The 21449-nt window shown below is 45.2% G+C and carries 26 protein-coding genes; 21 read left to right on the top strand and 5 right to left on the bottom strand.

What is annotated here, in order from left to right:
* Positions 1-76: 76 nt before the first annotated feature.
* From namA to J0K78_RS04795, 3 genes are read right to left on the bottom strand one after another with little or no spacing between them, the layout of a single operon-like run.
* A complete protein-coding gene (namA, locus tag J0K78_RS04805) occupies positions 77-1093 on the bottom strand; it encodes an NADPH dehydrogenase NamA (RefSeq protein WP_206945642.1) in 1017 nt (338 codons plus the stop codon).
* Complete coding sequence (locus tag J0K78_RS04800; RefSeq protein WP_206945641.1) at positions 1090-2310, bottom strand: glycosyltransferase family 2 protein; 1221 nt, start codon at positions 2308-2310, stop codon at positions 1090-1092. The genes namA and J0K78_RS04800 overlap by 4 nt, the downstream gene beginning before the upstream one ends.
* Complete coding sequence (locus tag J0K78_RS04795) at positions 2252-2998, bottom strand: glycerophosphodiester phosphodiesterase (protein ID WP_206945640.1); 747 nt, start codon at positions 2996-2998, stop codon at positions 2252-2254. The genes J0K78_RS04800 and J0K78_RS04795 overlap by 59 nt, the downstream gene beginning before the upstream one ends.
* A gap of 82 nt (positions 2999-3080) precedes the next feature.
* Here J0K78_RS04795 and J0K78_RS04790 point away from each other — a divergent pair, with 82 nt between their 5' ends.
* A complete protein-coding gene (locus J0K78_RS04790; protein WP_206945639.1) occupies positions 3081-4706 on the top strand; it encodes a M20/M25/M40 family metallo-hydrolase in 1626 nt (541 codons plus the stop codon).
* Positions 4707-4762: 56 nt separating this feature from the next.
* Positions 4763-5239, top strand: a complete 477-nt coding sequence (locus J0K78_RS04785; RefSeq protein ID WP_206945638.1) for an RNase adapter RapZ — start codon at positions 4763-4765, stop codon at positions 5237-5239.
* Positions 5240-5290: 51 nt separating this feature from the next.
* Here J0K78_RS04785 and J0K78_RS04780 read toward each other — a convergent pair whose 3' ends face one another.
* The gene (locus J0K78_RS04780) at positions 5291-6814 is read right to left on the bottom strand and encodes an AbgT family transporter (protein ID WP_206945637.1); all 1524 of its coding nucleotides are present in this window, start codon (positions 6812-6814) and stop codon (positions 5291-5293) included.
* Between the two features lie 223 nt (positions 6815-7037).
* Here J0K78_RS04780 and J0K78_RS04775 point away from each other — a divergent pair, with 223 nt between their 5' ends.
* The 13 genes from J0K78_RS04775 (at position 7038) to J0K78_RS04715 (ending at position 15030) form a co-directional block, all read left to right on the top strand.
* Complete coding sequence (locus tag J0K78_RS04775; RefSeq protein WP_206945636.1) at positions 7038-8003, top strand: MBL fold metallo-hydrolase; 966 nt, start codon at positions 7038-7040, stop codon at positions 8001-8003.
* A gap of 5 nt (positions 8004-8008) precedes the next feature.
* Positions 8009-8803 carry an SDR family NAD(P)-dependent oxidoreductase gene (locus J0K78_RS04770; protein ID WP_206945635.1) on the top strand — a complete coding sequence of 265 codons (795 nt, stop codon included), beginning with the start codon at positions 8009-8011 and terminating at the stop codon, positions 8801-8803.
* Positions 8804-8999: 196 nt separating this feature from the next.
* A complete protein-coding gene (locus J0K78_RS04765; protein ID WP_206945634.1) occupies positions 9000-10274 on the top strand; it encodes a Y-family DNA polymerase in 1275 nt (424 codons plus the stop codon).
* A 61-nt stretch (positions 10275-10335) separates the two neighbouring features.
* Positions 10336-10668, top strand: a complete 333-nt coding sequence (locus J0K78_RS04760) for an iron-sulfur cluster biosynthesis family protein (protein WP_160915644.1) — start codon at positions 10336-10338, stop codon at positions 10666-10668.
* The gene (locus J0K78_RS04755; protein ID WP_160915646.1) at positions 10665-10889 is read left to right on the top strand and encodes a YqkE family protein; all 225 of its coding nucleotides are present in this window, start codon (positions 10665-10667) and stop codon (positions 10887-10889) included. The genes J0K78_RS04760 and J0K78_RS04755 overlap by 4 nt, the downstream gene beginning before the upstream one ends.
* A 169-nt stretch (positions 10890-11058) precedes the next feature.
* On the top strand, positions 11059-11232 hold the full coding sequence (locus tag J0K78_RS04750; RefSeq protein WP_206945633.1) for a hypothetical protein: 174 nt from the start codon (positions 11059-11061) through the stop codon (positions 11230-11232).
* Entirely contained in the window at positions 11222-11524 is a 303-nt protein-coding gene (locus J0K78_RS04745) for a TIGR04104 family putative zinc finger protein (protein WP_206945632.1), read from the top strand. The genes J0K78_RS04750 and J0K78_RS04745 overlap by 11 nt, the downstream gene beginning before the upstream one ends.
* A gap of 274 nt (positions 11525-11798) precedes the next feature.
* A complete protein-coding gene (locus tag J0K78_RS04740) occupies positions 11799-12248 on the top strand; it encodes a hypothetical protein (protein WP_206945631.1) in 450 nt (149 codons plus the stop codon).
* 65 nt (positions 12249-12313) lie between these two features.
* Positions 12314-13075: a class I SAM-dependent methyltransferase gene (locus J0K78_RS04735; RefSeq protein WP_370551056.1), complete on the top strand. Its 762-nt coding sequence runs from the start codon at positions 12314-12316 to the stop codon at positions 13073-13075.
* 10 nt (positions 13076-13085) lie between these two features.
* On the top strand, positions 13086-13295 hold the full coding sequence (locus J0K78_RS04730) for a DUF3951 domain-containing protein (RefSeq protein ID WP_206945629.1): 210 nt from the start codon (positions 13086-13088) through the stop codon (positions 13293-13295).
* A gap of 571 nt (positions 13296-13866) precedes the next feature.
* The gene (locus tag J0K78_RS04725) at positions 13867-14268 is read left to right on the top strand and encodes a VOC family protein (protein ID WP_206945628.1); all 402 of its coding nucleotides are present in this window, start codon (positions 13867-13869) and stop codon (positions 14266-14268) included.
* A gap of 75 nt (positions 14269-14343) precedes the next feature.
* Positions 14344-14670, top strand: a complete 327-nt coding sequence (locus tag J0K78_RS04720; RefSeq protein WP_160915660.1) for a YnfA family protein — start codon at positions 14344-14346, stop codon at positions 14668-14670.
* Positions 14671-14763: 93 nt separating this feature from the next.
* Positions 14764-15030 (top strand): hypothetical protein, encoded by a 267-nt coding sequence (locus tag J0K78_RS04715; RefSeq protein WP_206945627.1) that lies wholly within the window; start codon positions 14764-14766, stop codon positions 15028-15030.
* 34 nt (positions 15031-15064) lie between these two features.
* Here J0K78_RS04715 and J0K78_RS04710 read toward each other — a convergent pair whose 3' ends face one another.
* Positions 15065-16201 carry a DUF2515 family protein gene (locus J0K78_RS04710; RefSeq protein ID WP_206945626.1) on the bottom strand — a complete coding sequence of 379 codons (1137 nt, stop codon included), beginning with the start codon at positions 16199-16201 and terminating at the stop codon, positions 15065-15067.
* A 242-nt stretch (positions 16202-16443) separates the two neighbouring features.
* Here J0K78_RS04710 and J0K78_RS04705 point away from each other — a divergent pair, with 242 nt between their 5' ends.
* The 6 genes from J0K78_RS04705 to J0K78_RS04680 all read left to right on the top strand — a co-directional run bounded on the left by J0K78_RS04705 (position 16444) and on the right by J0K78_RS04680 (position 21355).
* Entirely contained in the window at positions 16444-17079 is a 636-nt protein-coding gene (locus J0K78_RS04705; RefSeq protein ID WP_206945625.1) for a putative glycolipid-binding domain-containing protein, read from the top strand.
* A gap of 194 nt (positions 17080-17273) precedes the next feature.
* Positions 17274-18200 carry a ferritin family protein gene (locus J0K78_RS04700; protein WP_206945624.1) on the top strand — a complete coding sequence of 309 codons (927 nt, stop codon included), beginning with the start codon at positions 17274-17276 and terminating at the stop codon, positions 18198-18200.
* Between the two features lie 191 nt (positions 18201-18391).
* A complete protein-coding gene (locus tag J0K78_RS04695) occupies positions 18392-19966 on the top strand; it encodes a long-chain-fatty-acid--CoA ligase (protein WP_206945623.1) in 1575 nt (524 codons plus the stop codon).
* A gap of 232 nt (positions 19967-20198) precedes the next feature.
* Positions 20199-20579 (top strand): rhodanese-like domain-containing protein, encoded by a 381-nt coding sequence (locus tag J0K78_RS04690; RefSeq protein WP_206945622.1) that lies wholly within the window; start codon positions 20199-20201, stop codon positions 20577-20579.
* A gap of 12 nt (positions 20580-20591) precedes the next feature.
* The gene (locus J0K78_RS04685; RefSeq protein WP_206945621.1) at positions 20592-20954 is read left to right on the top strand and encodes a rhodanese-like domain-containing protein; all 363 of its coding nucleotides are present in this window, start codon (positions 20592-20594) and stop codon (positions 20952-20954) included.
* 101 nt (positions 20955-21055) lie between these two features.
* Positions 21056-21355, top strand: a complete 300-nt coding sequence (locus tag J0K78_RS04680; RefSeq protein ID WP_206945620.1) for a hypothetical protein — start codon at positions 21056-21058, stop codon at positions 21353-21355.
* The last annotated feature ends 94 nt before the right edge of the window (positions 21356-21449 follow it).

Genomic DNA, 21449 nt, shown 5'->3' with positions numbered 1-21449 from the left:
CCACCAGAAGGGGGAGAACACACTTGAAAAGCCATAAAAAAAACTGCCGGATGTTTTTCCGGCAGTCCACAATTGTTCACCAAGCACGAGTGTATTGTCTAGGTCCTTCTAAGGAGTAGCCAAGTTCATCTGCTGCTTCTTTTGGCCAGTAAGGATTTCTCAGGAGCGCGCGCGCCAGGAAAACCAAGTCGGCCCGGTCATTTTGCAAGATTTCTTCTGCCTGGTTGCCACTTGTAATCAGACCAACGGCACCCGTGTCGATGCCGGCTCCCTTTTTGATTTGTTCAGCATACGTGACCTGGTATCCGGGGTAGGGATCAATTGCTGCAGGCACGACACCACCTGAGCTTACGTCGATGAGGTCCACACCCTGAGACTTCATCTCACGGGCAAAATAGATAAAGTCGTCCATCGTGTTTCCATCTTCATGGTATTCTTCTCCAGAGACTCTGACAAACAGAGGTCCCTCCCATTCTTGTTTAACGGCTTCAATCACTTCACGCAGGAAACGATACCGGCTTTCACGGGTGCCTCCATATTCATCGTTCCGCTTGTTCGTAAGAGGGGAGAGGAATTGATTGATTAAATACCCGTGGGCTCCGTGAAGTTCAATTACATCAAATCCCGCTTTTTTAGACCGGCGAGCTCCCTTACGGAAAGCTTCCACTGTACGTTTAATGTCTTCTTTTGTCATTTCTATCGGGACCTTCATGGATGAACTGAAAGCTTCAGCACTAGGGGCGAAAATTTCATCCCTTAAGTTGGCCTTTCTTCCGGCGTGAGCCAGTTGAATACCCGCTTTAGCTCCGTGACGGTGAATGCCTTCATTGATTTTTTGTAAACCTTCGATATGTTCGTCGCTCCAGATGCCAAGGTCTTCATGGGAAATACGGCCTTCAGGTAGAACGGCAGTGGCTTCTGTAATGATTAACCCAACTTGTCCAGCCGCACGGCTTTCGTAATGGGCAAGATGAAAAGGCTGAGCGTAACCGTCCTGGTTGTCTGACGAATACATACACATGGGAGACATGACGATCCGGTTTTTTAACGTGACGTTCTTTACTGTATAGGGTTCAAATAATTTATGTTTCAACGATGGTCCTCCTCCGAGTTACGGAAAAATTGTTTCAATTCTTTGATCGAATACCGGTTGCCACGCCATTCGATTCCCCCACGAATCCATGTCAGGATGAGTGCTCTTGCAAGCATGAAAACAAACAGGATTGCAAAGATCGGCAGGCCGAATATCATCCACCATGGATAGTTTGTGAAAGAACGGGTGGTTAAACCATATAAACAAAATAACAAAAGGATGTTGATTGCGCTAATGATTTGAACGGCGGGACTCCCGATAAAGACGAAAATAAAGGGAAGTACCTGGGAAAACAGGACACCGAAAAGGGCAAACAAGGAGAGGGAAATAGAATAATTCAATCCAGCAAATGCATTCTTTTCGAAACCCTTAAGTGCAGACTTGAAATCAGGATACCATTCGACTGAGAGAAGGTGCTTGGCCGTTACAAGCTTTTGTCTGAAGCCAGCTGCCTTAATCTTCTGTCCTATGGCAAGGTCATCATCAGGTCGGAAACGCACCACCTCATGGGTCCCGATTTTTTGATAACATGATTTGGTCATCATTTGGAAAGCTCCGATCCCCATTCCACCTTTAGGTTTCTTCTGGTTCGCCGTCCATGGTCGTTTTAAATAACCGAAACCGAACAAAAAGTAGGAAATCAAGCCGCGTAACGCAAAAGAGCGGGCTTTTAGATCCGGTGCTGCTGTGAGGTGATCCAGTTTTTCTGCTTTCATGAATGTTATTGCTCTAGCGAGGGTCTGCTCTTGAAATTGAATGTCTGCGTCTGTAAAAAGCAAATAAGCGCCAGTGGCAAGCTCGGCGCCTGTTTTTAGAGCGTGATTTTTCCCAAGCCATCCTTCTGGGAGGTGGCGGATATGAACGGCTCGGACATCAGGGTACAACGCAGATGCTTCATCGATGAGCGCACCTGTTTGATCACAGGAGCGGTCGTTCACAGCTATAATTTCGAACATGACCCCTTCCTGTTTTGTCAGTGTATGGATCGTCTTGTGAATTGAATCTTCTTCGTCTTTAGCCGCAATAATTACAGAAATAAGCTCTGTCGTTTGAGAAGGATGGGTATGTTCGAGTTTTGGAATTTTTCTCATTCCTATAAGGAAGTCCATCAGCAGAAACATCCATACAAAAAGGAACCCAGCAAACACCCAGAACATATTAACGGTTTCTCCGTTTTCGATAAAAGTCACGATATTCGATGGCCTGATGAGGGACATCAGTGAAAATTCCATTTACACCCAGGCTGTAACACTTCTTCATCATGGAAGGGCGGTTGACCGTATAGATGCGGAGTTCGAGATTTTCTTTGTGGCAGCGTTTGACGAGCCTCTTATCCAAAAGACGGTGTTTTACATGGAGTGCGTCACACCCCTCGGACTTGGCATACTGAGGGAGGTTACGCATCTTCGTCGATGTCAGGAATGCGGTCTGAACCGATGGGTTGATTTCTTTCATGCGTGTGAGGGAGTCAACATTGAAGCTGGAAATAACGGTCCGCTCAAGAACGTGATAACGTTTCAGGGATTCATAGACAATCCGTTCAATGTTTTTATAGGCAATGACGTTCGTTTTCAGTTCGACATTTAAGAACATAGGCTGGTCACGAAACCAGCGAAGAAACTCGTCCAGTGTTACAATATAAGTGTCAGAAAATTTAGGAGAAAACCAGCTTCCTGCATCAAGCAGGCGCAGCTGAGCATATGTATAGTCTTGTACGAACCCTGTTCCGTTGGTAGTACGTCTCAGGTTCTCATCATGGATGAGGACGGGGATTTGGTCTTTTGTAAGCTGCACATCGGTCTCGATGCCGTCAGCTCCGGCTGCACGCGCCAACTCAAACGCGGGCATCGTATTTTCCGGAGCCAGCTTACTTGCTCCTCTATGAGCGTAGATATGGGTTTTCATCGTGACGTTCACCTCTTCCAGGTAGCTTATGAGTTTGATTGTGTTTGATAATTCAGGAAAAGTCAATAAGGAGTGAGACCCCATGACCGTTTGGCAGACGAAAGAGCAGTTGACGGATCTACTATGTTCCCTTGTAGAGTACCCTAGTATAACGAACAGCAATGAGGAAATCGCAATCATCGAATACTTATATTATATTTTAGAAGATCGCGATTATTATAAAAAACGGCCCAGCCACCTCAACTTGCACCCGCTGGACGATGGGCGTCAATTACTGACAGCCTTAGTGAAAAAAGACGAATCCAAGGAAACGCTCGTCTTGATTTCCCATGTGGATGTCGTGGGAATCGAAGATTATGGATCCTATCAGAACCTTGCTTTTTATCCACGTGAGCTCACACAGGAGCTACATAAGAATATCGAAGACCTGCCGAAAGAAGCTGCCCGTGATCTGGAGTCAGGGAATTGGCTGTTCGGACGTGGAACGATGGATATGAAGGCAGGACTTACCGTTCATTTATCCCTTTTGGAAAAAGCGATGGCTGGAGAGTTTGACGGGAATCTGCTTCTCGTCGCTGTTCCTGATGAAGAAGTGAATTCGGAAGGAATGCTGGCTGCTCTTCCTGCTCTTGCAGACATTCGTGATAAAGAGGGCCTCGTCTATAAAGCCGCTTTGAACGGCGAGCCGATGTTCAGCAAATATCCTGGTGATCCTGCTTATTACTTGTACACGGGTTCTATCGGAAAGACGCTGCCTGGCTTTTTGTGCTATGGAAAAGAAACACATGCTGGTGAACCATTTGGAGGTTTGAACGCCAACCTGATGGTCAGTTACCTGGCGCAGGAAATGGAGCTGAATGAAGCCTTTATTGAAAAGGTCGGCGGAGAGCGGACCCCGCCTCCACTCAGTCTGATGCAGCGCGATTTGAAATTTGAGTATTCGGTGCAGACACCTCAGGCAGCGGTCGCGATGTACAATGTCCTGTATATGAAGCAGTCCATTGCTGAACTGAATGAAAAGCTTCTGCAGGCAGCCCAGCGAGCGAAGGCGAAAATCATCAATCATTACCATCATCAGGCCTCCTTTTATTTGGAAGGTACCCAGACATCTGCTTTCCATCCGGATATCACGATCCTGACCTATGATCAGTTATACAAGGAAGCGGTCGCACGTTACGGAAAAATGGAAGTGGACCGCCGTCAAAACCGGTTAGTCAATTTGAGAGACCAGGGTGATCGTGATTTTTCAACCACACTGGTCCAGAGTCTGGCATCCTTATGTAAAGATATCAGTCCGATGATCGTCCTTTTTTACAGTCCACCCTTTTATCCAGCTGTGTCCTCGAATGATGATCCTTTCATTCAGCATGGGGCCAAGGTTGCTATTGATTATGCGAAGGAAAAGTTTGAAGAAGATCTTGAAGTGGTGGAGTATTTTACAGGGTTGAGCGATTTGAGTTTTATCGGTCCGACATCTTCCACCTCATCCCTGTCAGATTTGACGAAGCAGATGCCGATTCGCGGAAATGGTTTTGAATGGCCGTCAGAAGTGATGGAATCGATCACAATGCCGATCATCAACATCGGACCATTAGGTAGAGATCCCCATCAGTGGACCGAACGACTGGAATTATCATACAGCTTTGAAAAACTGCCACAGATTTTGACACAGGTCATTCATGAGTTCTTTAAGAAGGGCCGGGGATGAAAGGATCGATGAGCAAATTTTTCTAAAGGGTCGGTGGTAGAGTGGGGGTTATTTTTGTGACAGGGTTATCTGGTGTTGGTAAAACCAGTGTCCTGCAAAGGCTGCATCATGAAGGGTACTACGTGGTGGATACTGATAACCATGGTTTCACAAAAAAAGTCGCTTCAGGAGAAGGGGAGGAAATCGTGTGGGATGAAGAAAAAATCTCCCATCTTATCGAAACAAGAAGGCACATTCACTTAATCCTTTCCGGGTGTTATTCGAATCAAGGGACGTTCTATAAATCTTTTGATTATGTCGTTCTTCTTGAAGCGCCTTTAAATGTCATGCTTGATCGTGTGAATAAAAGAAAGACAAATCCTTACGGAAACCATCCAGATGAGAGAAAGGCAATCATAGAAAGTTATACTCATGTGCTGCCAAAACTGCGAGCAGGTGCAGATGTGGTGATTGATACTTCATATGTAGGGATTAATGAAACGGCCGATCGTCTTAAAAGTTTAATGATCCTGGCTCATCAGGTCAGGATATAGGTAATAAAAAAGCGTCCGGAAATCATATCCGGACGCTTTTTTTATGATGGATTACCCATTGTATTCGAATCCTGCTCCAGGACCGATTGGTGCACCGGTCAGCATCCAAATCAACAGCATCAATGTCCATATGGCAAAGAATGCAATGGAATAAGGAAGCATGGTAGAAATCAATGTACCAATACCGACCTTCTTATCATACTTCTGTGCAAACGCAATGACGATTGCGAAATACGGCATCAATGGGGAAATGATGTTCGTTGTTGAGTCGGCGATCCGGTAAGCGAGTGTCGTAAGCTCCGGAGAGTAACCGAGCTGCATCATCAACGGTACGAATACGGGAGCCATAATCGCCCATTTTGCTGACGAGCTTCCGATAAACAGGTTGATGAAACCAGCTACGAACATGAAAGCAATGATGAGACCGATGCCTGTGAAACCGATCGAATCCAAGAACTCGGCACCGCTGACAGCAATGACTTTTCCTAGATTCGTATGGTTGAAGTAGGCAACGAATTGACCAGCCGTGAAGGCAAGGACAATGTAAATTCCCATGCTTGCCATCGTGTCGGACATTTGATTGGCTACGTCTTTATCATTCTTAATTTCGTTAGTGATCTTCCCGTATACATAACCAGGAACGAAGAACATAATCAGAATAACCGGCACTAAGCTATGGAAAAATGGAGATGCTAAGAAATCATCAGGGTTACGCAGTGGCCCCCAGGATGGTACGACGAGCAGGGAAAGCAACCCGATGGTCACGATAAACGCGATCAGAGCGCCGATCATCCCTTTTTTCTCGAGTGGAGAAAGGTAATTGACTTCTTCTTTCACGCCACCTTTGTATTCTCCTAGACGCGGTTCGACAATCTTGTCTGTCACTAGTGTACCTACAATTGTGAGAACGAAAACAGATACAATCATGAAGTAATAGTTCATCGTATAAAGGATGGTATCCGCATACGCAGGATCAATTGTCGCTGCTGCTTGAATCGTCAAATCACCAAGCAATGGGTCCAACGACGTAAGGAGCAAGTTGGCACTGAAACCAGCCGAAACACCGGCAAATGCTGCGGCAAGACCCGCGAGTGGGTGACGGCCAAGACCAGCAAATAGAACGGCTCCGAGTGGTGTCAAAACAACATAACCCGCATCAGCAGCCATACTGGACATGATACCACCGAAGACTAGCGCTGCTGTCATCAATGAACGTGGTACGGATGTAACGAGTCCACGAAGCATCGCACTGATCAGCCCTGAGCGTTCAGCTATTCCGATACCAAGCATCGTAACAAGAACGGTACCGAGCGGCGCGAAGCCTACGAAGTTTTCTACCATGCTTTCGAACATGTATTGAATGCCGTCACTGGAAAGCAAGTTGACGACTTGTAACGTTTCGCCAGTCGCTGGGTCTTCAACTTCCACGTTCAACGTGGAGAAGATCCAGGAAGCGGCGACAACCATGAGTGCAAATATTGCGAACAATGTGACAGGGTGAGGCAATTTGTTCCCGACACGCTCAATCCAGTCGAGTATGCGCATTGTCAACCCTTTCTTTTCTTGTTGTTCCATGATCTTCCTCCTTATTGACCTTTACATTTCTTTAAAATTTACAATGACGCGTTAAAGTATAATGAAAAGTAATTTTTATTTGAAGTCTTTTGGAAAAAGTCCCACTAGAAAAAGAATTATGAATAATGAGACGTTCGTAATCTTTGTCATATAGGAGGAAAAGATCTGACAATCATGCTACAATGTAGAAAAGTGAATGATCATTCAGTATGGAGGAAGTGTTATGAAGACATTGAAGGATACCATTACACAATTCACATTGCCGACCCCTTATGCGGTCGGGGATGTTCACGTTTATTTGGTGAAAGGTGACCGGCTGTCCCTGGTTGATGCAGGTGTGAAGACGGAAGAGTGCTGGAAAGCCTTAGTTAATCAGTTAAAGGAAGCGGGCTACCAGCCGGAAGATATTGAACAGGTGATTTTGACTCACCATCACCCGGATCATATGGGGCTTGTGGAACGCTTACCGGACGTGAATACCATCGCCGGCCACACGAAATTGAAGCCATGGCTTGAGCGTGACGAAGCCTACTTCTCTCATTATGAGGAATTTTTCAAAGGCATGTACAAGGAATCTGGAGTGCCTGAGCGCTTTTTTCCATTGTTAAAAGGATTGAGGAAAACGTTGAAGTGGACGTCAGAAGGAAAGCTTACACATGAATTGATCGAAGGTGACCGGGTGCCTGGTCATGAAGAATGGGTGACGATTGAAACGCCCGGTCACGCCCAGAGCCATTTGTCCTTTTATAGAGAAGGCGACGGGGCGTTGATCGGTGGAGACCACCTGCTGTCCCATATTTCTTCGAACCCTTTACTTGAGCCACCTCACAACAAAGGAGAGGCGCGCCCAAGACCTTTGCTTGATTATCGCCATTCTATGGAAAAGTTGTTGCAGTGGGAAATCAGTACAGTTTATCCAGGGCACGGGAAAATTTTCAATCATGCTCACGAGCTGATTCCCGAACGTTTGAAAAAACAGGAACAGCGGGCAGAGAAGGTGCTTCTGATGTTTAGCGAGGGCCCATTACGTGCATATGACGTATGCAAGCGTCTCTTTCCGAAACACATCGAGAATCAATTCGGTTTGACGATGTCTGAAACAATCGGACAACTGGACTACTTAGAGAGCGTAGGAAAGCTTAAGATTTCTTACGTAGACGGAGAGAAATTCTATCAAGCAAATAGGTGATTTGGATGAATGAACGAGTAAAAGGAAAGAAAGTATTGATCACGGGAGCCTCAAGCGGAATTGGCGAATTTCTCGCGATACACGTCGCGCAGGAAGGCGGCACGCCGATTCTTGTGGCACGGACCGCCCACAAATTGGAAATCATCGCCGAGAAGATTGAAGAGGCCTTTGGTGTCAAATGTCCATGGTACCCTGCGGATTTATCAAATGATGCAGAATGGAAAGATACGATTGACCGGATTTGCTATGAACATGGATCCATTGATGGGCTGATCAACAATGCGGGAATCGCCGTGTTCGATCATGTAGCAGAGTCGAATTGGCAGGATATTGAGCGTATGCTCTCGGTTAATGTGAAGTCCTTGTTCCGTGCCACGCATCAGCTGCTCCCTCATTTGGTCCAGCATGGAGAGGGACACATCATCAACATAGCATCACAGGCAGGCAAAATTGCCACACCTAAATCAGCGGTCTATGCAGCGACTAAACATGCAGTCTTAGGGTTTACGAATGCTTTAAGGATGGAAGTTGAGCCATTAGGTCTCTATGTTACTTCCGTTAATCTAGGACCTGTGAGGACCAATTTCTTTCAACAAGCGGACCCGAGCGGAAAGTATGAGAAGTCGGTCGATAAGATTATGCTTGATCCGAACCGTGTAGCAAGGACTGTCGTCCACCATTTATTCACGAAACAGCGGGAAATCAATATGCCTTCCTGGATGGACTCCGGAAGCAAAGTCTACTCCCTCGCACCAGTCGCGATGGAAAAACTCATGCAAAAACAGTTCAACAAAAAATAACGGCCCCCAACCAAAAACCTCTTCCCACTCAGGGAAGAGGTTTTTGGTTGAGTGATGTGGGAAAATCTGTATGACCTGGCACACCAATATATGTAAAACCTGTTCAGACAGGAAATGGTAGAAGGAATTGCCACTTGCAAATGCGAACATATATTCGCATAATGAGGATATACTAGGTAAAGGAGGTGGAGGCGACATGGGGCATCCGAGCATCGATTATGGGAGGTATCCGGACAGGGGGATTTTGTGTGTGGATATGAAGAGTTTCTATGCGAGCTGTGCGGCCATTGACCGCGGGCTTGATCCGCTCACAGTCCCGCTTGCTGTAGTTGCGGATACGAACCGGAAGGGGAGTGTCGTATTGGCAGCGACCCCGGCAATGAAAAAGAAATATGGGATCCGCACAGGTAGCCGCCTGTTCGAAATTCCTTCCGCACCGGAAATTGTCATCGTCTCCGCGCAAATGAGAAAATACTTGGAAGTGTCTACTCAAGTGACGAACCTTTTTCACAAATTCGTCCCGAAAGAAAAGATCCATACGTACAGCGTCGATGAAAGCTTTTTAGAGGTAGGAGATAATAAAGGGAAATTCGGTGTCCCCGAAGAAACGGCTCAAATGATCGTCGATGAATTAAAAGAAACGTTCCACCTGGATGCAGCGATCGGCATTGGCCCAAACATGTTGCTTTCTAAACTCTGTCTCGATCTTGAAGCAAAAAAGAAAGGCATCGCCCGCTGGACGTTTGATGACTTTCAAGAGAAGTTATGGCCGGTCGCTCCCTTGTCGGAAATGTGGGGCATTGGCCCGCGGCTTGAGCATCGGTTGAATCGTATGGGCATCTGGTCTGTCGGGCAATTGGCGAAGTTTCCGCTCGATCGTCTGGAAAAAACGTTTGGTGTGATGGGAAACCAGCTGTACTACCACGCGAATGGTATCGACTTGTCCGACCCCGGAGCTCCGATTATTCACGGTCAGGTGAGCTATGGGAAAAGTCAGATTCTCCTTCGCGATTACCAGGATCCTGAAGAAGTAAAGTACGTCATCCTCGAGATGTGTGAAGAAGTCGCTCGACGTGCAAGGAAAAAAGGCCATGCAGGGAGAACGGTTTCTCTTGGGATCGGCTATAGCAAAAGTGAAGGGGCGGGTGGCTTTCATCGCTCTGTATCTATTGAACATCCGACGAGCATTACGATGGATATTTATCACGCCTGTCTCACCCTGTTCCAACGCTTTTATAATGGCGGAGTCGTCCGCCGCATCTCCGTGACTCTTGGAAACATTACAGAAGATGCCAATGTCCAACTGGACTTGTTTGATGACGGCCGCGATAAAAAAAGGGACCTCGGCTATGCGATGGATGAGATTCGCGAGCGTTACGGACAGGATATGCTTCTCCGGGCAGTGTCCTGGACAAATGCAGGAACCGCCCGCCACCGCAGTCGTCTGGTCGGTGGACACTATGCAGAATAAACATAACCGTTGCCTCTGAAGCTGAGTTTTCTTACAATAGAAGAAACAGGAGGGATGAACGATGAAACTACGCATCACAGAAGAGGCGAAGCAGCAGCTAGAACACATTCAGGATCCCGAGCGTCCACTCATCCGTCTTTTTTATGACACCGAAGGATGTGGATGCGGCGTGAATGGACTGCCGACCATTCGTTTGGAAAAAGAAGAACGCCCTACAGATCTCAAAGTAGAAAATGATGATTATTCCGTCATTATCGATGATCAGCAAGCCACTTTTTTCAAAAAAGAAATGAAGCTTGATTTCATGAGAGGCACGTTCCGCCTTTCCAGCCCGGATGGCATCCTGAATCCGATCATCCCGATCAAAGACGTGAAAGAAGGGGCGACCGTATGAGTAAGAAAAAGCCGCAACCCGGTTCTCTTGGCGACCAGCTTAATGCTGATGTTTTATCAAAGCTGAAATCCAAAAAGACAGAGCTGAAACAGCAGGCCGACGAACGTGAAGAACAGGAAAAGCAGCGCCGCATCGAAGAGCGTAAGCGAGCAGAAGCAAACAAAAGCTTTGAGGAACTGTTAAATGAAAGTGATCTCAACTGGAAATCCTTCAAAAAATAAGCACTCCGCTATGGAGTGCTTATTTTTTGAAGGATTTTTTGAGTTAAGTCGTTATTTGTTTCGCATCGGAAGTTATTCCTTTTGGTTAGGAAGCTATCAATAATATTCTTTCGGAAAAATTGAAACATTCGGACCATATCAATCGTATAGAAAAGCAGGAGGGAACAAAATGATCGATTTTTTCCTTGTATTCTTCATTGGAACGATAGGTGTAACGATCGCTGCCATCGGGTGTGTTCTTGCGATTGTGCGTAACATTCGATCAACCGGCGAGGAGGAGCGGATTCAACATTTGGAGAAAGAAGTGGAAGCATTAAAGGAGAGTGAACGAGGTGAGGTGTAAGGCATGCGGACGCAGTTGGTCATTTGGAAGAGCACTGCTTTCATCGATGAAAGTCAGCGGCAAGAAAGAATGTCCGCATTGCGGAGAGGAACATTATTCTACGAAACGGTCCTATCATCGTTCAGGGATATTAGCGGTTTCGGCATTTTTTGTGTTTATGTTATTAGTAGAAACGTTCCAAATGCGACTGACGTCAGCCTTGTTTTTCGCTGTCTTCCTTTTATTAATCGTCCTATTTGTCCAACCGCTTATGATCCACTTATCGGATGAGGAAGTCTTGCATAAGGAGTGAGGGTCTGTTGAAAGATTTGTTTTCTCTACTTATGGACAAAAAACAAAGAAAATCAAGCGCTATTCAAAAGAGTTCATTAAAATCCAGGACCATAAAAAAATGGGCATGAAAATATCTGATAAACGAAGGAACCAAAAACTCTATGGTTTGCCACTCATTCGGGTCATGTTGGAAGAATACGAGGAGAAAGGTCGATTTTTAACCTTGAAGCAATCATTTCAACGCTGCATACGACAAATCAGTCTCGCAGCGAGAGGTTTCAGAGGGTGATGTTTTGAATTATAAATATAGCAACACAGAATTATGGAGAAAAAAAGCGCGGGGTTCGTTGGTTAACATTTTCACAGGGGTATTACCGGTAGGACTTTCTCTGTATTTAAACGGCCGTGTCGATTCATTTATCGTTTTCGCATCAGGTATAATCTTTCTATTAGGTACGTGGCAAATGATCCACTATTACAAAATGCCTGAGCGAGATTATGTGCGCTTGGAAGATGATATCCTCGAGATCCGGGTGGGCATTGCAGATCCGAATACTCGTCTGGCAGATGAAGACATTGAGCGTATCCAGCAAATGGATGATGTCATTTCCATAAAATCAGACAAAGGTGAGGAAGAGAATATTTACTTAGAAAACTTATCCGATCAGGATGCAGAATCTCTTTTAGATGAACTTAAACATCAATACGGAAACCGCATGCACACCAGCGACCAGCCGGCATGATCTACCGTCATTTGAAGGAGGGACTAGGACTAACCTTATTGCTAAAAGAAGAGAGGAAGAGAAAAGTGAGCCAAACGACAGAACATAACAGTAAAGCATGGGACAAGAAAGTGGAAGACGGGGTACGTTACACCCAAAGCGAAACCCCTGAAACAATCGAAAAAGCTCGTTGCGGCGAGTGGTCCATCGGTGTGACCGCAGATCGTCAGGTGCCAAGAGATTGGTTTCCTGAATCGATAAAAGGCATAAAGATTCTCTGCCTCGCATCCGGAGGTGGCCAGCAAGGACCGGTCCTCGCTGCCGCAGGTGCTGATGTCACGGTTTTTGATTTGTCAGAGAAACAATTGCAACAAGACGTGGAGGTAGCTCAACGGGAAGGGCTCGATTTGAAAACCGTTAAAGGTGATATGACAGATTTATCAGCATTTGCTGATGAAACCTTCGACCTCATTGTTCACCCTGTGGCCAACGTATTCATCGAAAATGTTCGCCCTGTCTGGAAGGAAGCGGCACGTGTTTTGAAGGATAAAGGAACACTCATTTCAGGCTTTATGAATCCCGTCCTCTACTTGTTTGATGCAGAAAAAGAGGATGAAGGAAAGTTGGAAGTGGCACACAAGATTCCTTACTCCGCCCTTGAAGAGGAAGAAGTGAGGGAAGGCGAAACGCTTGAGTTCGGACACACACTGGAAGATCAGCTTCAGGGACAGACAGATGCAGGGTTTGTCATTGCAGGAATCTATGAAGATGATTTCGGTGGAGGAAGAACCATCGATCATCACATTAAAACAATGCTCGCGACAAGAGCTGTTAAATTAAAGATATAAGGAGCGGTTTATGGTTTCAACAATTATTACAGTGCTGTTTTCCTGTATAATCGTTGTCGTTGTACTTCGCACTGCCTATCGTATGTTTGTGAAAAAACAGTACCCGGATAACTCCTACACACCGTTCGATTATGTGAGCGGACAAACAGAAACACCTTTTCAAGAAGAAGAAAGAGAAGAGGAAGAAGAAAATGACAGAACAGGGCAGCGTTATGACTAACGCCTGCCCTGTTTTTTTAGACTTGAGTTATTAACGAATATGGCAGGCTTCTTGAAGACTCAGTTTCAAGTTAAAGGGGTTTCGTTGCTAAGTTAGGCGTCAGGGGTGTCTAGGAAGCAACTTGCTTTCCTGTGGGGGAGCGCCGGGCTTCCTCGGACTATGTCCTGAGGGATCTCGCCTATTTCCTTTCTCCCACGGGAGTCTCACAGCTTCCCAACCACCCCTTTGCCAAGCAGAAGTTCTCTTCACAAATCCTGACCTATAGTCATAAAGCGTTTATAACAAGCTTTTTCATTCATAATAGCGATAATATACATAATGCTCTACTTTCCTTACAAGATAAAAGCGTCCTTTTCCGGGCGTGGTTTCGAGATACTCATATAGCAAAGGGGCGGAGGGGAATGGCGAGACTCCCGCGGAAAGCGAGTCATTCCACGCAGCCCCCACCCACTCAACAAAAGTCTCGAAACTGAGTCTTCAAGAAAAGGGAGCTTTTTTAACATAAGAAACTTATTGAAAGAAGGAGTTTCTAGCATTTGGTGGAATACATATATCGATAGGAGGACGTATCATGAACCATTCACTAATCCGAGTAGGAACCATTTACTTACCCGTCCAGGAAGTTGATAGATCCGCAGTCTGGTATAAAGAAAAGCTTAGAGCATCCATCCATTATCAGGATGAGCAGAAAGCAATCATCAGCTTAGCGGACATCAGTATTTTCTTGGTAAAGTCATCACCGGAACAAACATCCAACTTTGTAGATGAGGATGGTAGCGATCGGTTTGCTATCACGTTTGAAGTGGATGGAAAAGAAGCTTTGAGGTCTTTACAGAAGGAATTAAAAGACAAAGGCGTCGAAGTGGGAGAAATCGAAGACAGGGGTCACCCTGGTTTGAATTTTGTATTTGAGGATGTAAACGGAAATCGTTTGGATGTCTGGAGTGAGTTAAGTCCTGATTATGGAGGATGATACTTGTTGGCTTGTGACAGGTAGGTGAATCCCCTTAAAATTTATAGATATCGTTGTTTTACAGGAGTGATCGTAATGATCCAGGCATTCGTTTTATTTCTACTAGCAGGAGTAGCTGAAATCGGAGGAGGGTATTTGATTTGGCTCGCCATCCGTGAAGGGAAGCCACTTTCCTGGGGGATTGCCGGAGGATTCACCCTTGCCTTGTACGGGGTGATCGCTACGTTTCAAAGCTTCCCATCCTTTGGTCGTGTATACGCCGCCTATGGCGGGGTGTTCATCATTCTTTCTGTGTTGTGGGGTTGGGGCGTGGACCGTAAGACCCCTGATTTTTATGACTGGATTGGTGCGGGGATCTGCCTTATAGGCGTATGTGTCATGTTATTTGCGCCAAGACAATAGGAGATGAGAACAGAATGTAGATTACCAAGGCTCATGAAGCAGAAAGTGGGCCGTAACGAATAGAATGAAGAAGTTAAACAAGCATTACAATACATGGGTTATCGTCCGAAAAGCTTCCTTGCAGCGTATGAAGAATATCAATACGCAGAGAGAAGTGCAGGGATATTGAAGGAAGCCCAGCCCTTACAACAATCTCTGCCAGTGGTTGTCATTAGCGCTAATCATCCTTCTGAACATTGGCGGGAGTATCAGCAGTTATTAGTAGAATTGACCCTGTGCACAGAGCGTGTTTTCGCTGATACCGGCCACTCTGTTCATTTAGAGAACCCGGGCCTCATCGTTGGTAAGTTCTTAAACTAATCCAACAAACTTCACGAAATAATCAGTTGCATAGTTAAGGGCGGTCTTCGAATCGTTCTTCTGGCTTCTGGAAGAACGTATGCTTGGTTTGGGAGGCGAACTCGATTTCTTCCATCGTCCGGCAATACACGGATTCGATATCTCCACTCAATTCCTTAGCATCCTTTTTCATCAAATCCAGTACGTGTACACTCTTGAACCAATCTCCTGTCTCCGCTTCTGCATGGACCCAATCCTCCCACACAATCTCAAGCCTAGGACTGTAAATTTTAGGACCGTTCTGCTTTCGTTTGCATGGGCTCACGGTCATTTCATGCACATGACCTGGAGGTGTTTCGTTGATATCATTGAACAGCTGCGGCCAATAATCCTTGCGCGAGCCGGTGTGTGCATGAGCGGAGCACCATTGGACGATTTGATCTAAGCGTGACCGAACACCATAAAGAAGCTCATAAAGAGATCTTCCGAGGAGAATGCGTTCATCCACGGCCGAAAAGTGGTGAACGGTTCCACCCACAAGGTTTATCTTTTGCTGGATGGGGGTCACATAAGGGAAAAGGATATGGTTCATGGAAAGCACATCTTGAAGCTTGAACATCACTTTATCCATAACGGTCGCCATATACAGGTGATTTCTTATGACCCGATTTTCGATATAATGCTGTTCATTGACGATCAGCGCTTTGGTCAGTTCTTCGCTGTTTCCATTTTTCCAATAGCGTTCCCAAACAGGCTTCATGAATTTGGAAACATTCAACGCATCTAATAGGTGGTAGAGAGGGCGGCCATGCTTCAAACTGGCATCATACAACAATAGTTGTGGATAGGCATCCTGAAAAATGAGCCAATTTCCACGTTCTAAGAAGACGAAAAAGTCTGTTCCTTCCTTTCCTGTTAAAAGCTTTGGCAGGTATTCACCCTTCAGGTCAGTCATGTTCCAGCCGGCGTTTCTAGATACGAGATGGGCGAGCAACGCCCAATGGATCTCGGGATGCTTTTGAAAAAAATGAAGGTACGCCATCGTACGTGTGACGTTATTCCGATTTTTCTCCTGAGTGATTCTTCTTATTTCCCTCACCAGCGTTTCTTCCTCCGTCGTCAATGAAGACGGTGTTGACTTCAATGCGGCCTTCAGGTCTTTTTTCAGCATGCGCCACTTGGATGAAAACATTTCCTTCTCACCTCCTACTCTGAATATATTTCTGAAACGATTGCAACATGATTAACTTAGTATTTGACCTCTATCCTTCTCTATGTAAAAAAAGGAAGGAATTTCAAAACAGGTAGCGAATTTTAAGAGAAGGAGGAGCGAGATGGGATTCAGAGAGGGATGAAAATGGTCGGTTCTTAACCTGGTTGGACAGTCATTCGGATGAAGGGGTCTGTTAAAAAATCCATTTAGGAGGGAATCATATGGAGCAACGTGTGATGTGGAATCATATGGAGTCGGCTGGGGCGGAACATTTAACTTTGAGAACGTTCACCAACCACATGGAGGTACGAGGAACAGTATTGCTTGTTGATCAGGGAGTGCCGCACCATCTTATTTATGAGTTGAAGCTCGGACTGGATTGGAAGACCAAAAAGGTGAAGGTTTATCAAAATCAGGAGACGGAACCTTTTGTTGTCCAGGCGGAAAATCAGGATAAATGGTGGATCAATGGAAAATACGATGAGAACCTGGATGGTGCGACGAATGTCGATTTGACCATTACCCCTTTTTCGAACACCTTGCCGATCAATCGTGTGACTTGGCATGTAGGAGAACGACGCACGTTCAAAATGGTTTTTATCGATGTATTAAGGAAAGAAGTATGTCCACTGCTCCAGGTATACACGTATCTAGGAGACAACGATGGCTATAGGATTTTTCAATACCGCTGTAGAGATTATGAGACCGCTCTAGTCATTGATGAACATGGTTGGGTCGTTGAATATCCTGGTGCCTTTGAACGCAGAGCACTGCTGACGACTGGAGGCCGGAGGATAGAAAAACAACCGCAGCCTTTACTAGCCAATGCACCATCAGTATCGGAAGGGATTTATTAAAAATCGTAAGGGTGTTCTTGTTTTTTAAAAAAATAAAACATGCCAACGGAAGCGTAATGAAGAGGAATTCTTCATTACGTTTTTTTCTGTGTGAAGTGATCCATGATAAAAGTTCAGGAAAATCGACTTGCACACAAAAAACGCCCAGTTTTCATAGGATAGGTTGATGACTTCTAAAAAGGAGGTTGGATGGATTGTATCGGAATCAATATGGATATACGTTTAACCCTTATGGGTATGATGGTTACTTTCGCGTCCAAAGTGACCAATCAATCGTGAAGGATATTGAAAAAGCGATTAACGGGGAGTACAGTGCGATTGCCTGCTATAATAAATTGGCTGATTTAGCTCCTACACAGCAGGCAAGACAGCAGATTTATGAGATTCGTCAGGATGAAATCCGTCACTACGAGGCTTTCACTAATATTTATAAGCAACTGACCGGAAAACAACCCTCCCCGAAAATCGACGCCCCTTGCTCGGAACAGTACAGGGAAGGGATAGATGCAGCGTTTATTGATGAACAAAAGACGGTGGACTTCTATCATGAAATAGAACGGAAAGCGCAGGATCTTTCCATCAAAGAAACGTTCCGCCAGGCGGCGGCTGATGAGCAGAACCATTCGGTATGGTTTCTTTATTTTCTTTCGTTTCCCAAAAAGGATCGTGCCCAGATCAGACAGCAGGATTATGGAGCAACAGGTGCTCTGAATGCTTCTTCGTTAACATTCCAAGACATGTTGACTTATGCCATCCAGGATGAATACCTTGCCCAGGCCCGGTATGATGCTATCAGGAGGGAGTTTGGAGATATCCAGACATTCGTCCGTATCCAGGAAGCGGAGAAACGGCACATCACTGCCCTGAATACACTTTTTACAAGGTATCAATTTCCTATACCCTCCGATAATGCCAGTCAATATGTAATCATTCCTGACAGTGTCAAAGCGGCATATGCTGCTGGTGTGCAGGGGGAAATCGAAAACATCTCGATGTATGAGAAGTTCTTATTGTATGATTTGCCAGAGGATGCGAGAACTGTTTTTACACAGTTAAGGAATGCATCATTGAATCACCTCGCGGCCTTCCGTAGAGGTCTTGCACGTTTTGAAAATTCATAAGAGCTGCATGACAGCTCTCTTTACATAAGTCTTTGAACCCATCAGAAGTTGAAGGAAACACATGCCTGTGGAATGCGGGAAAATCATCTGTTTGTGTACACGAATCGAAATCGACTATTGATGTAGAACAGTATTACAATTAGAATAATATGTAAGCGCTTAATAATAAAGTTAAAGGGAGAGGGTATCCGATGCATGTTCCATTGATATTGACAGAGTTTCTAGACAGAGCGGTACAGTTATATGGAGAGAAACCGGCAATCATTGATGATGATTGGACTTTGACTTACCGGGAATTGAACGCTCGCGTCAACCAGTTATCAAGAGGGCTTGAATCCTTGGGAGTAAAGAAAGGGGACAAGGTTGCTTATCTAGCTCCGAATTCGACGGAGATGCTGGAAGGGTTCTATGGTGTCTTTCAACTGGGGGCGGTGATGACTCCGTTAAATACAAGATTGAAACCGGCAGATTATCGGTTCATTTTAGAGCACAGTGAAAGTAAAGTGCTTCTTGTGGATCATACTCTCCTTCCGCTGGTACAAGAGGTTGTACAGGATCTTCCTTCTATAGAAAAAGTGATAGTTCATGGGGATTCTTCCAGTGAAGGGTATGAGTCGTGGCTGTCCCAGTTTTCATCCGATCGTTTTGAACGAGAGCATGTAGAAGAGACAGACATCGCCTCCTTACTCTATACGAGCGGAACGACGGGAAATCCTAAGGGAGTATTGTTAAGTCATCGCTCCAACTATCTCCATGCCTTATCATCCATGCATCACCTAAGGGTTACGGATCAGGATACTCTCCTTCATGTCCTGCCTATGTTCCATGTGAACGGCTGGGGATCTCCTTTTTATTATACGGCGAATGGTGCAACACAAGTGATGCTTCGAAAAACAGACCCTGAACTGATCCTGGATAAAGTAGAGGAGCACCAAGTTTCCGTGCTACATATGGCGCCAACTGTGTTAAACATGGTGATTGGCGCTTACGAAGAGAAGCGGCCATCCATTGATCAGGAAGTAAGAGTCGTGATCGCTGGTTCTGCTCCGCCGCCGGCGTTTGTACGTAAAGTGGAGGAAGATTTGAAATGGAAATTCATTCAGGTGTATGGCATGACGGAAATCTCACCGCTCATTACTACATCGGAACTTCGGTCGATGGACATTGATCGGCCAGCGGAAGAACGTTACCGGTTGAAAGCAAAGGCTGGTTACAGCATGATCGGCAGCCAGGTGAAGGTCGTAGATGAGTTGGGAGATGAAGTTCCGAGCGATGGAATATCCATTGGGGAAATCGTAACAAAATCAAACAACGTGATGGAAGGGTATTATAAAAACGTGGAAGCGACAAATGAGACGATAAGGGATGGATGGCTTCATACGGGAGATATGGCAGTGGTTGATGAGGGAGGGAATATTGAAATCGTCGATCGTAAAAAAGATGTGATCATAAGCGGAGGAGAAAACATATCTTCCATCGAAGTGGAGGCGGCCTTATATGAACACCCTTCCATACTTGAAGCTGCTGTTGTAGCTGTGCCAGATGAAAAGTGGGGCGAGGTACCCCGTGCGGTAGTTGTGGTGAAAGAGGGGGAAATCCTCTCTGAAGAAGAAGTGATTCTATTTTGCCGGGAGAAGTTGGCGCATTTTAAAGCACCCAAAAACGTTTCGTTTATTGAAGAATTACCAAAGACTGCATCTGGAAAGATCCAGAAAGTCATCATTCGCAAGAAGTTTTGGAAAGACCAGAATCGAATGATCAATTAAAGAATGATTCATTAGCCTAAAGCTGCTGCTTTAGGCTTTTCTTGTTATGAACAGCTTCTGTTGTTAGCATAATCGAATTCAGCAGATGGTGGGCTCGGCATAAGCCCTTTTTCTGGAAAAGAGCCTCGTTCTCTGCTTAAATATTCATTGGTAACAAGACGAGGTTTACTTGTTGACATACATACCACGCAGGGTATAAAATGATCGTAGTTCAAGACAAAGGAGGAACATCATGTCATTCGTGTTGATCGTAGCGTTAATCGTAGGGACGGGGCTCTTCATTCTTCATAGATACTTGCCGGCTTCCCATGTTAAAAAGATGGATATGTCCGAAGTAACGTCTGAAGATGGCATGGTCGTTCCCGTTGATACGAGAGATTATCAAACGTCATCTCAGGATAAATTGGCGCACGCTGTTTGTCTTCCACTGGCTTATTTAGAAAGACATCATCAAGATATACCACAGCGACCGATTTTGCTCATTTGTTCAGATGAAGTTGAAAAGAATTTGGCAGCAAGACTACTGAAGAGAAAAGGGTATGAAGTGATTGGTTATACCATTCCAACTCAGCACCAGGAGTGCCGAGCGATGCCGTGTATGATTGAAAAATAAGAGGTGAAACAAATGGAAGCTATTCTCCCATGGGTAATCGGATTGTTACTCGGTTGGTTCATCATTAAAAAGCTGTTACCAGCCCAAGGTGTTCAAAATATAACTGTCCAGGAAGCAAAAGAGCGCTTGAAAGAAAAAAATGTGCAATGGGTCGATGTCCGGACACCCGCAGAATACCGGACAAATCATAAAAAACCGTTTAAAAATATACCTCTCTCCGATCTTTCAAAACGAACAGGGGAGTTGGACCGTAATAAGGAAGTCGTTTTAATCTGCCAAAGCGGAATGAGAAGTGCGAACGCAGCGAGAGTATTGAAAAAGAAAGGTTTCGAAAACATCACCAATGTACGAGGCGGGATGAGTGCTTGGGGCTGAGAAACACCCTCTAAAAAGACCAGGGGAAAGCTGGTCTTTTTTTTATTTTTCTGAAACGTTTTCTTGAGGCTTATCGTACATGCAGGTAATGGGGTGATGATATGTTTTGGCTTTATATTATACTCGGTACTGTTGCCGGTATTGGCGTTTTTCTGTTTTTTAACTGGTTGATGGGGTATCGTAAAGGCCATATACAAATGGATTTTGATGAACGTTATATGAATCATCAAGCGTATATTGAAGCAATTAGTGAAGAATTAAGGGATAGAGGATATAAAGACGTCCATTATAAGGGGGACCATGTTTTTCTTGTGGACGGAAAAGCTTATGTATTCTTTGAAAGGAATGTTCCTATGGGAGGCGTTCCTTTACAGCGGACGATACTGAAACCTCAAAAATAATGAGGATTGACCAGCTCCTGTAAGGGGCTGGCTTTTTCCGTTTTTTAGCTTGGATAAGAGAGCTTTTTTACCCGCAAACTAATCAAAAAAGAAA

Origin of the sequence: Halobacillus sp. GSS1 (assembly GCF_017307035.1) — a bacterium.
Lineage (GTDB): Bacteria > Bacillota > Bacilli > Bacillales > Halobacillaceae > Halobacillus > Halobacillus litoralis.
The sequence above is the reverse complement of the archived record's forward strand: the minus strand, read 5'-3'. Positions and strand labels throughout refer to the sequence as shown.

Coding starts and splice junctions, on each gene's coding strand:
- J0K78_RS04705 (WP_206945625.1), top strand. CDS start 16,444: ATGGAGCAACGTGTGATGTGGAATCATATGGAGTCGGCTGGGGCGGAA.
- J0K78_RS04710 (WP_206945626.1), bottom strand. CDS start 16,201: ATGTTTTCATCCAAGTGGCGCATGCTGAAAAAAGACCTGAAGGCCGCA.
- J0K78_RS04715 (WP_206945627.1), top strand. CDS start 14,764: ATGGGTTATCGTCCGAAAAGCTTCCTTGCAGCGTATGAAGAATATCAA.
- J0K78_RS04790 (WP_206945639.1), top strand. CDS start 3,081: ATGACCGTTTGGCAGACGAAAGAGCAGTTGACGGATCTACTATGTTCC.
- J0K78_RS04730 (WP_206945629.1), top strand. CDS start 13,086: ATGGTTTCAACAATTATTACAGTGCTGTTTTCCTGTATAATCGTTGTC.
- J0K78_RS04765 (WP_206945634.1), top strand. CDS start 9,000: ATGGGGCATCCGAGCATCGATTATGGGAGGTATCCGGACAGGGGGATT.
- J0K78_RS04760 (WP_160915644.1), top strand. CDS start 10,336: ATGAAACTACGCATCACAGAAGAGGCGAAGCAGCAGCTAGAACACATT.
- J0K78_RS04770 (WP_206945635.1), top strand. CDS start 8,009: ATGAATGAACGAGTAAAAGGAAAGAAAGTATTGATCACGGGAGCCTCA.
- J0K78_RS04720 (WP_160915660.1), top strand. CDS start 14,344: ATGATCCAGGCATTCGTTTTATTTCTACTAGCAGGAGTAGCTGAAATC.
- J0K78_RS04750 (WP_206945633.1), top strand. CDS start 11,059: ATGATCGATTTTTTCCTTGTATTCTTCATTGGAACGATAGGTGTAACG.
- J0K78_RS04800 (WP_206945641.1), bottom strand. CDS start 2,310: ATGTCCCTCATCAGGCCATCGAATATCGTGACTTTTATCGAAAACGGA.
- J0K78_RS04685 (WP_206945621.1), top strand. CDS start 20,592: ATGGAAGCTATTCTCCCATGGGTAATCGGATTGTTACTCGGTTGGTTC.
- J0K78_RS04695 (WP_206945623.1), top strand. CDS start 18,392: ATGCATGTTCCATTGATATTGACAGAGTTTCTAGACAGAGCGGTACAG.
- J0K78_RS04755 (WP_160915646.1), top strand. CDS start 10,665: ATGAGTAAGAAAAAGCCGCAACCCGGTTCTCTTGGCGACCAGCTTAAT.
- J0K78_RS04780 (WP_206945637.1), bottom strand. CDS start 6,814: ATGGAACAACAAGAAAAGAAAGGGTTGACAATGCGCATACTCGACTGG.
- J0K78_RS04775 (WP_206945636.1), top strand. CDS start 7,038: ATGAAGACATTGAAGGATACCATTACACAATTCACATTGCCGACCCCT.
- J0K78_RS04680 (WP_206945620.1), top strand. CDS start 21,056: ATGTTTTGGCTTTATATTATACTCGGTACTGTTGCCGGTATTGGCGTT.
- J0K78_RS04725 (WP_206945628.1), top strand. CDS start 13,867: ATGAACCATTCACTAATCCGAGTAGGAACCATTTACTTACCCGTCCAG.
- J0K78_RS04795 (WP_206945640.1), bottom strand. CDS start 2,998: ATGAAAACCCATATCTACGCTCATAGAGGAGCAAGTAAGCTGGCTCCG.
- J0K78_RS04690 (WP_206945622.1), top strand. CDS start 20,199: ATGTCATTCGTGTTGATCGTAGCGTTAATCGTAGGGACGGGGCTCTTC.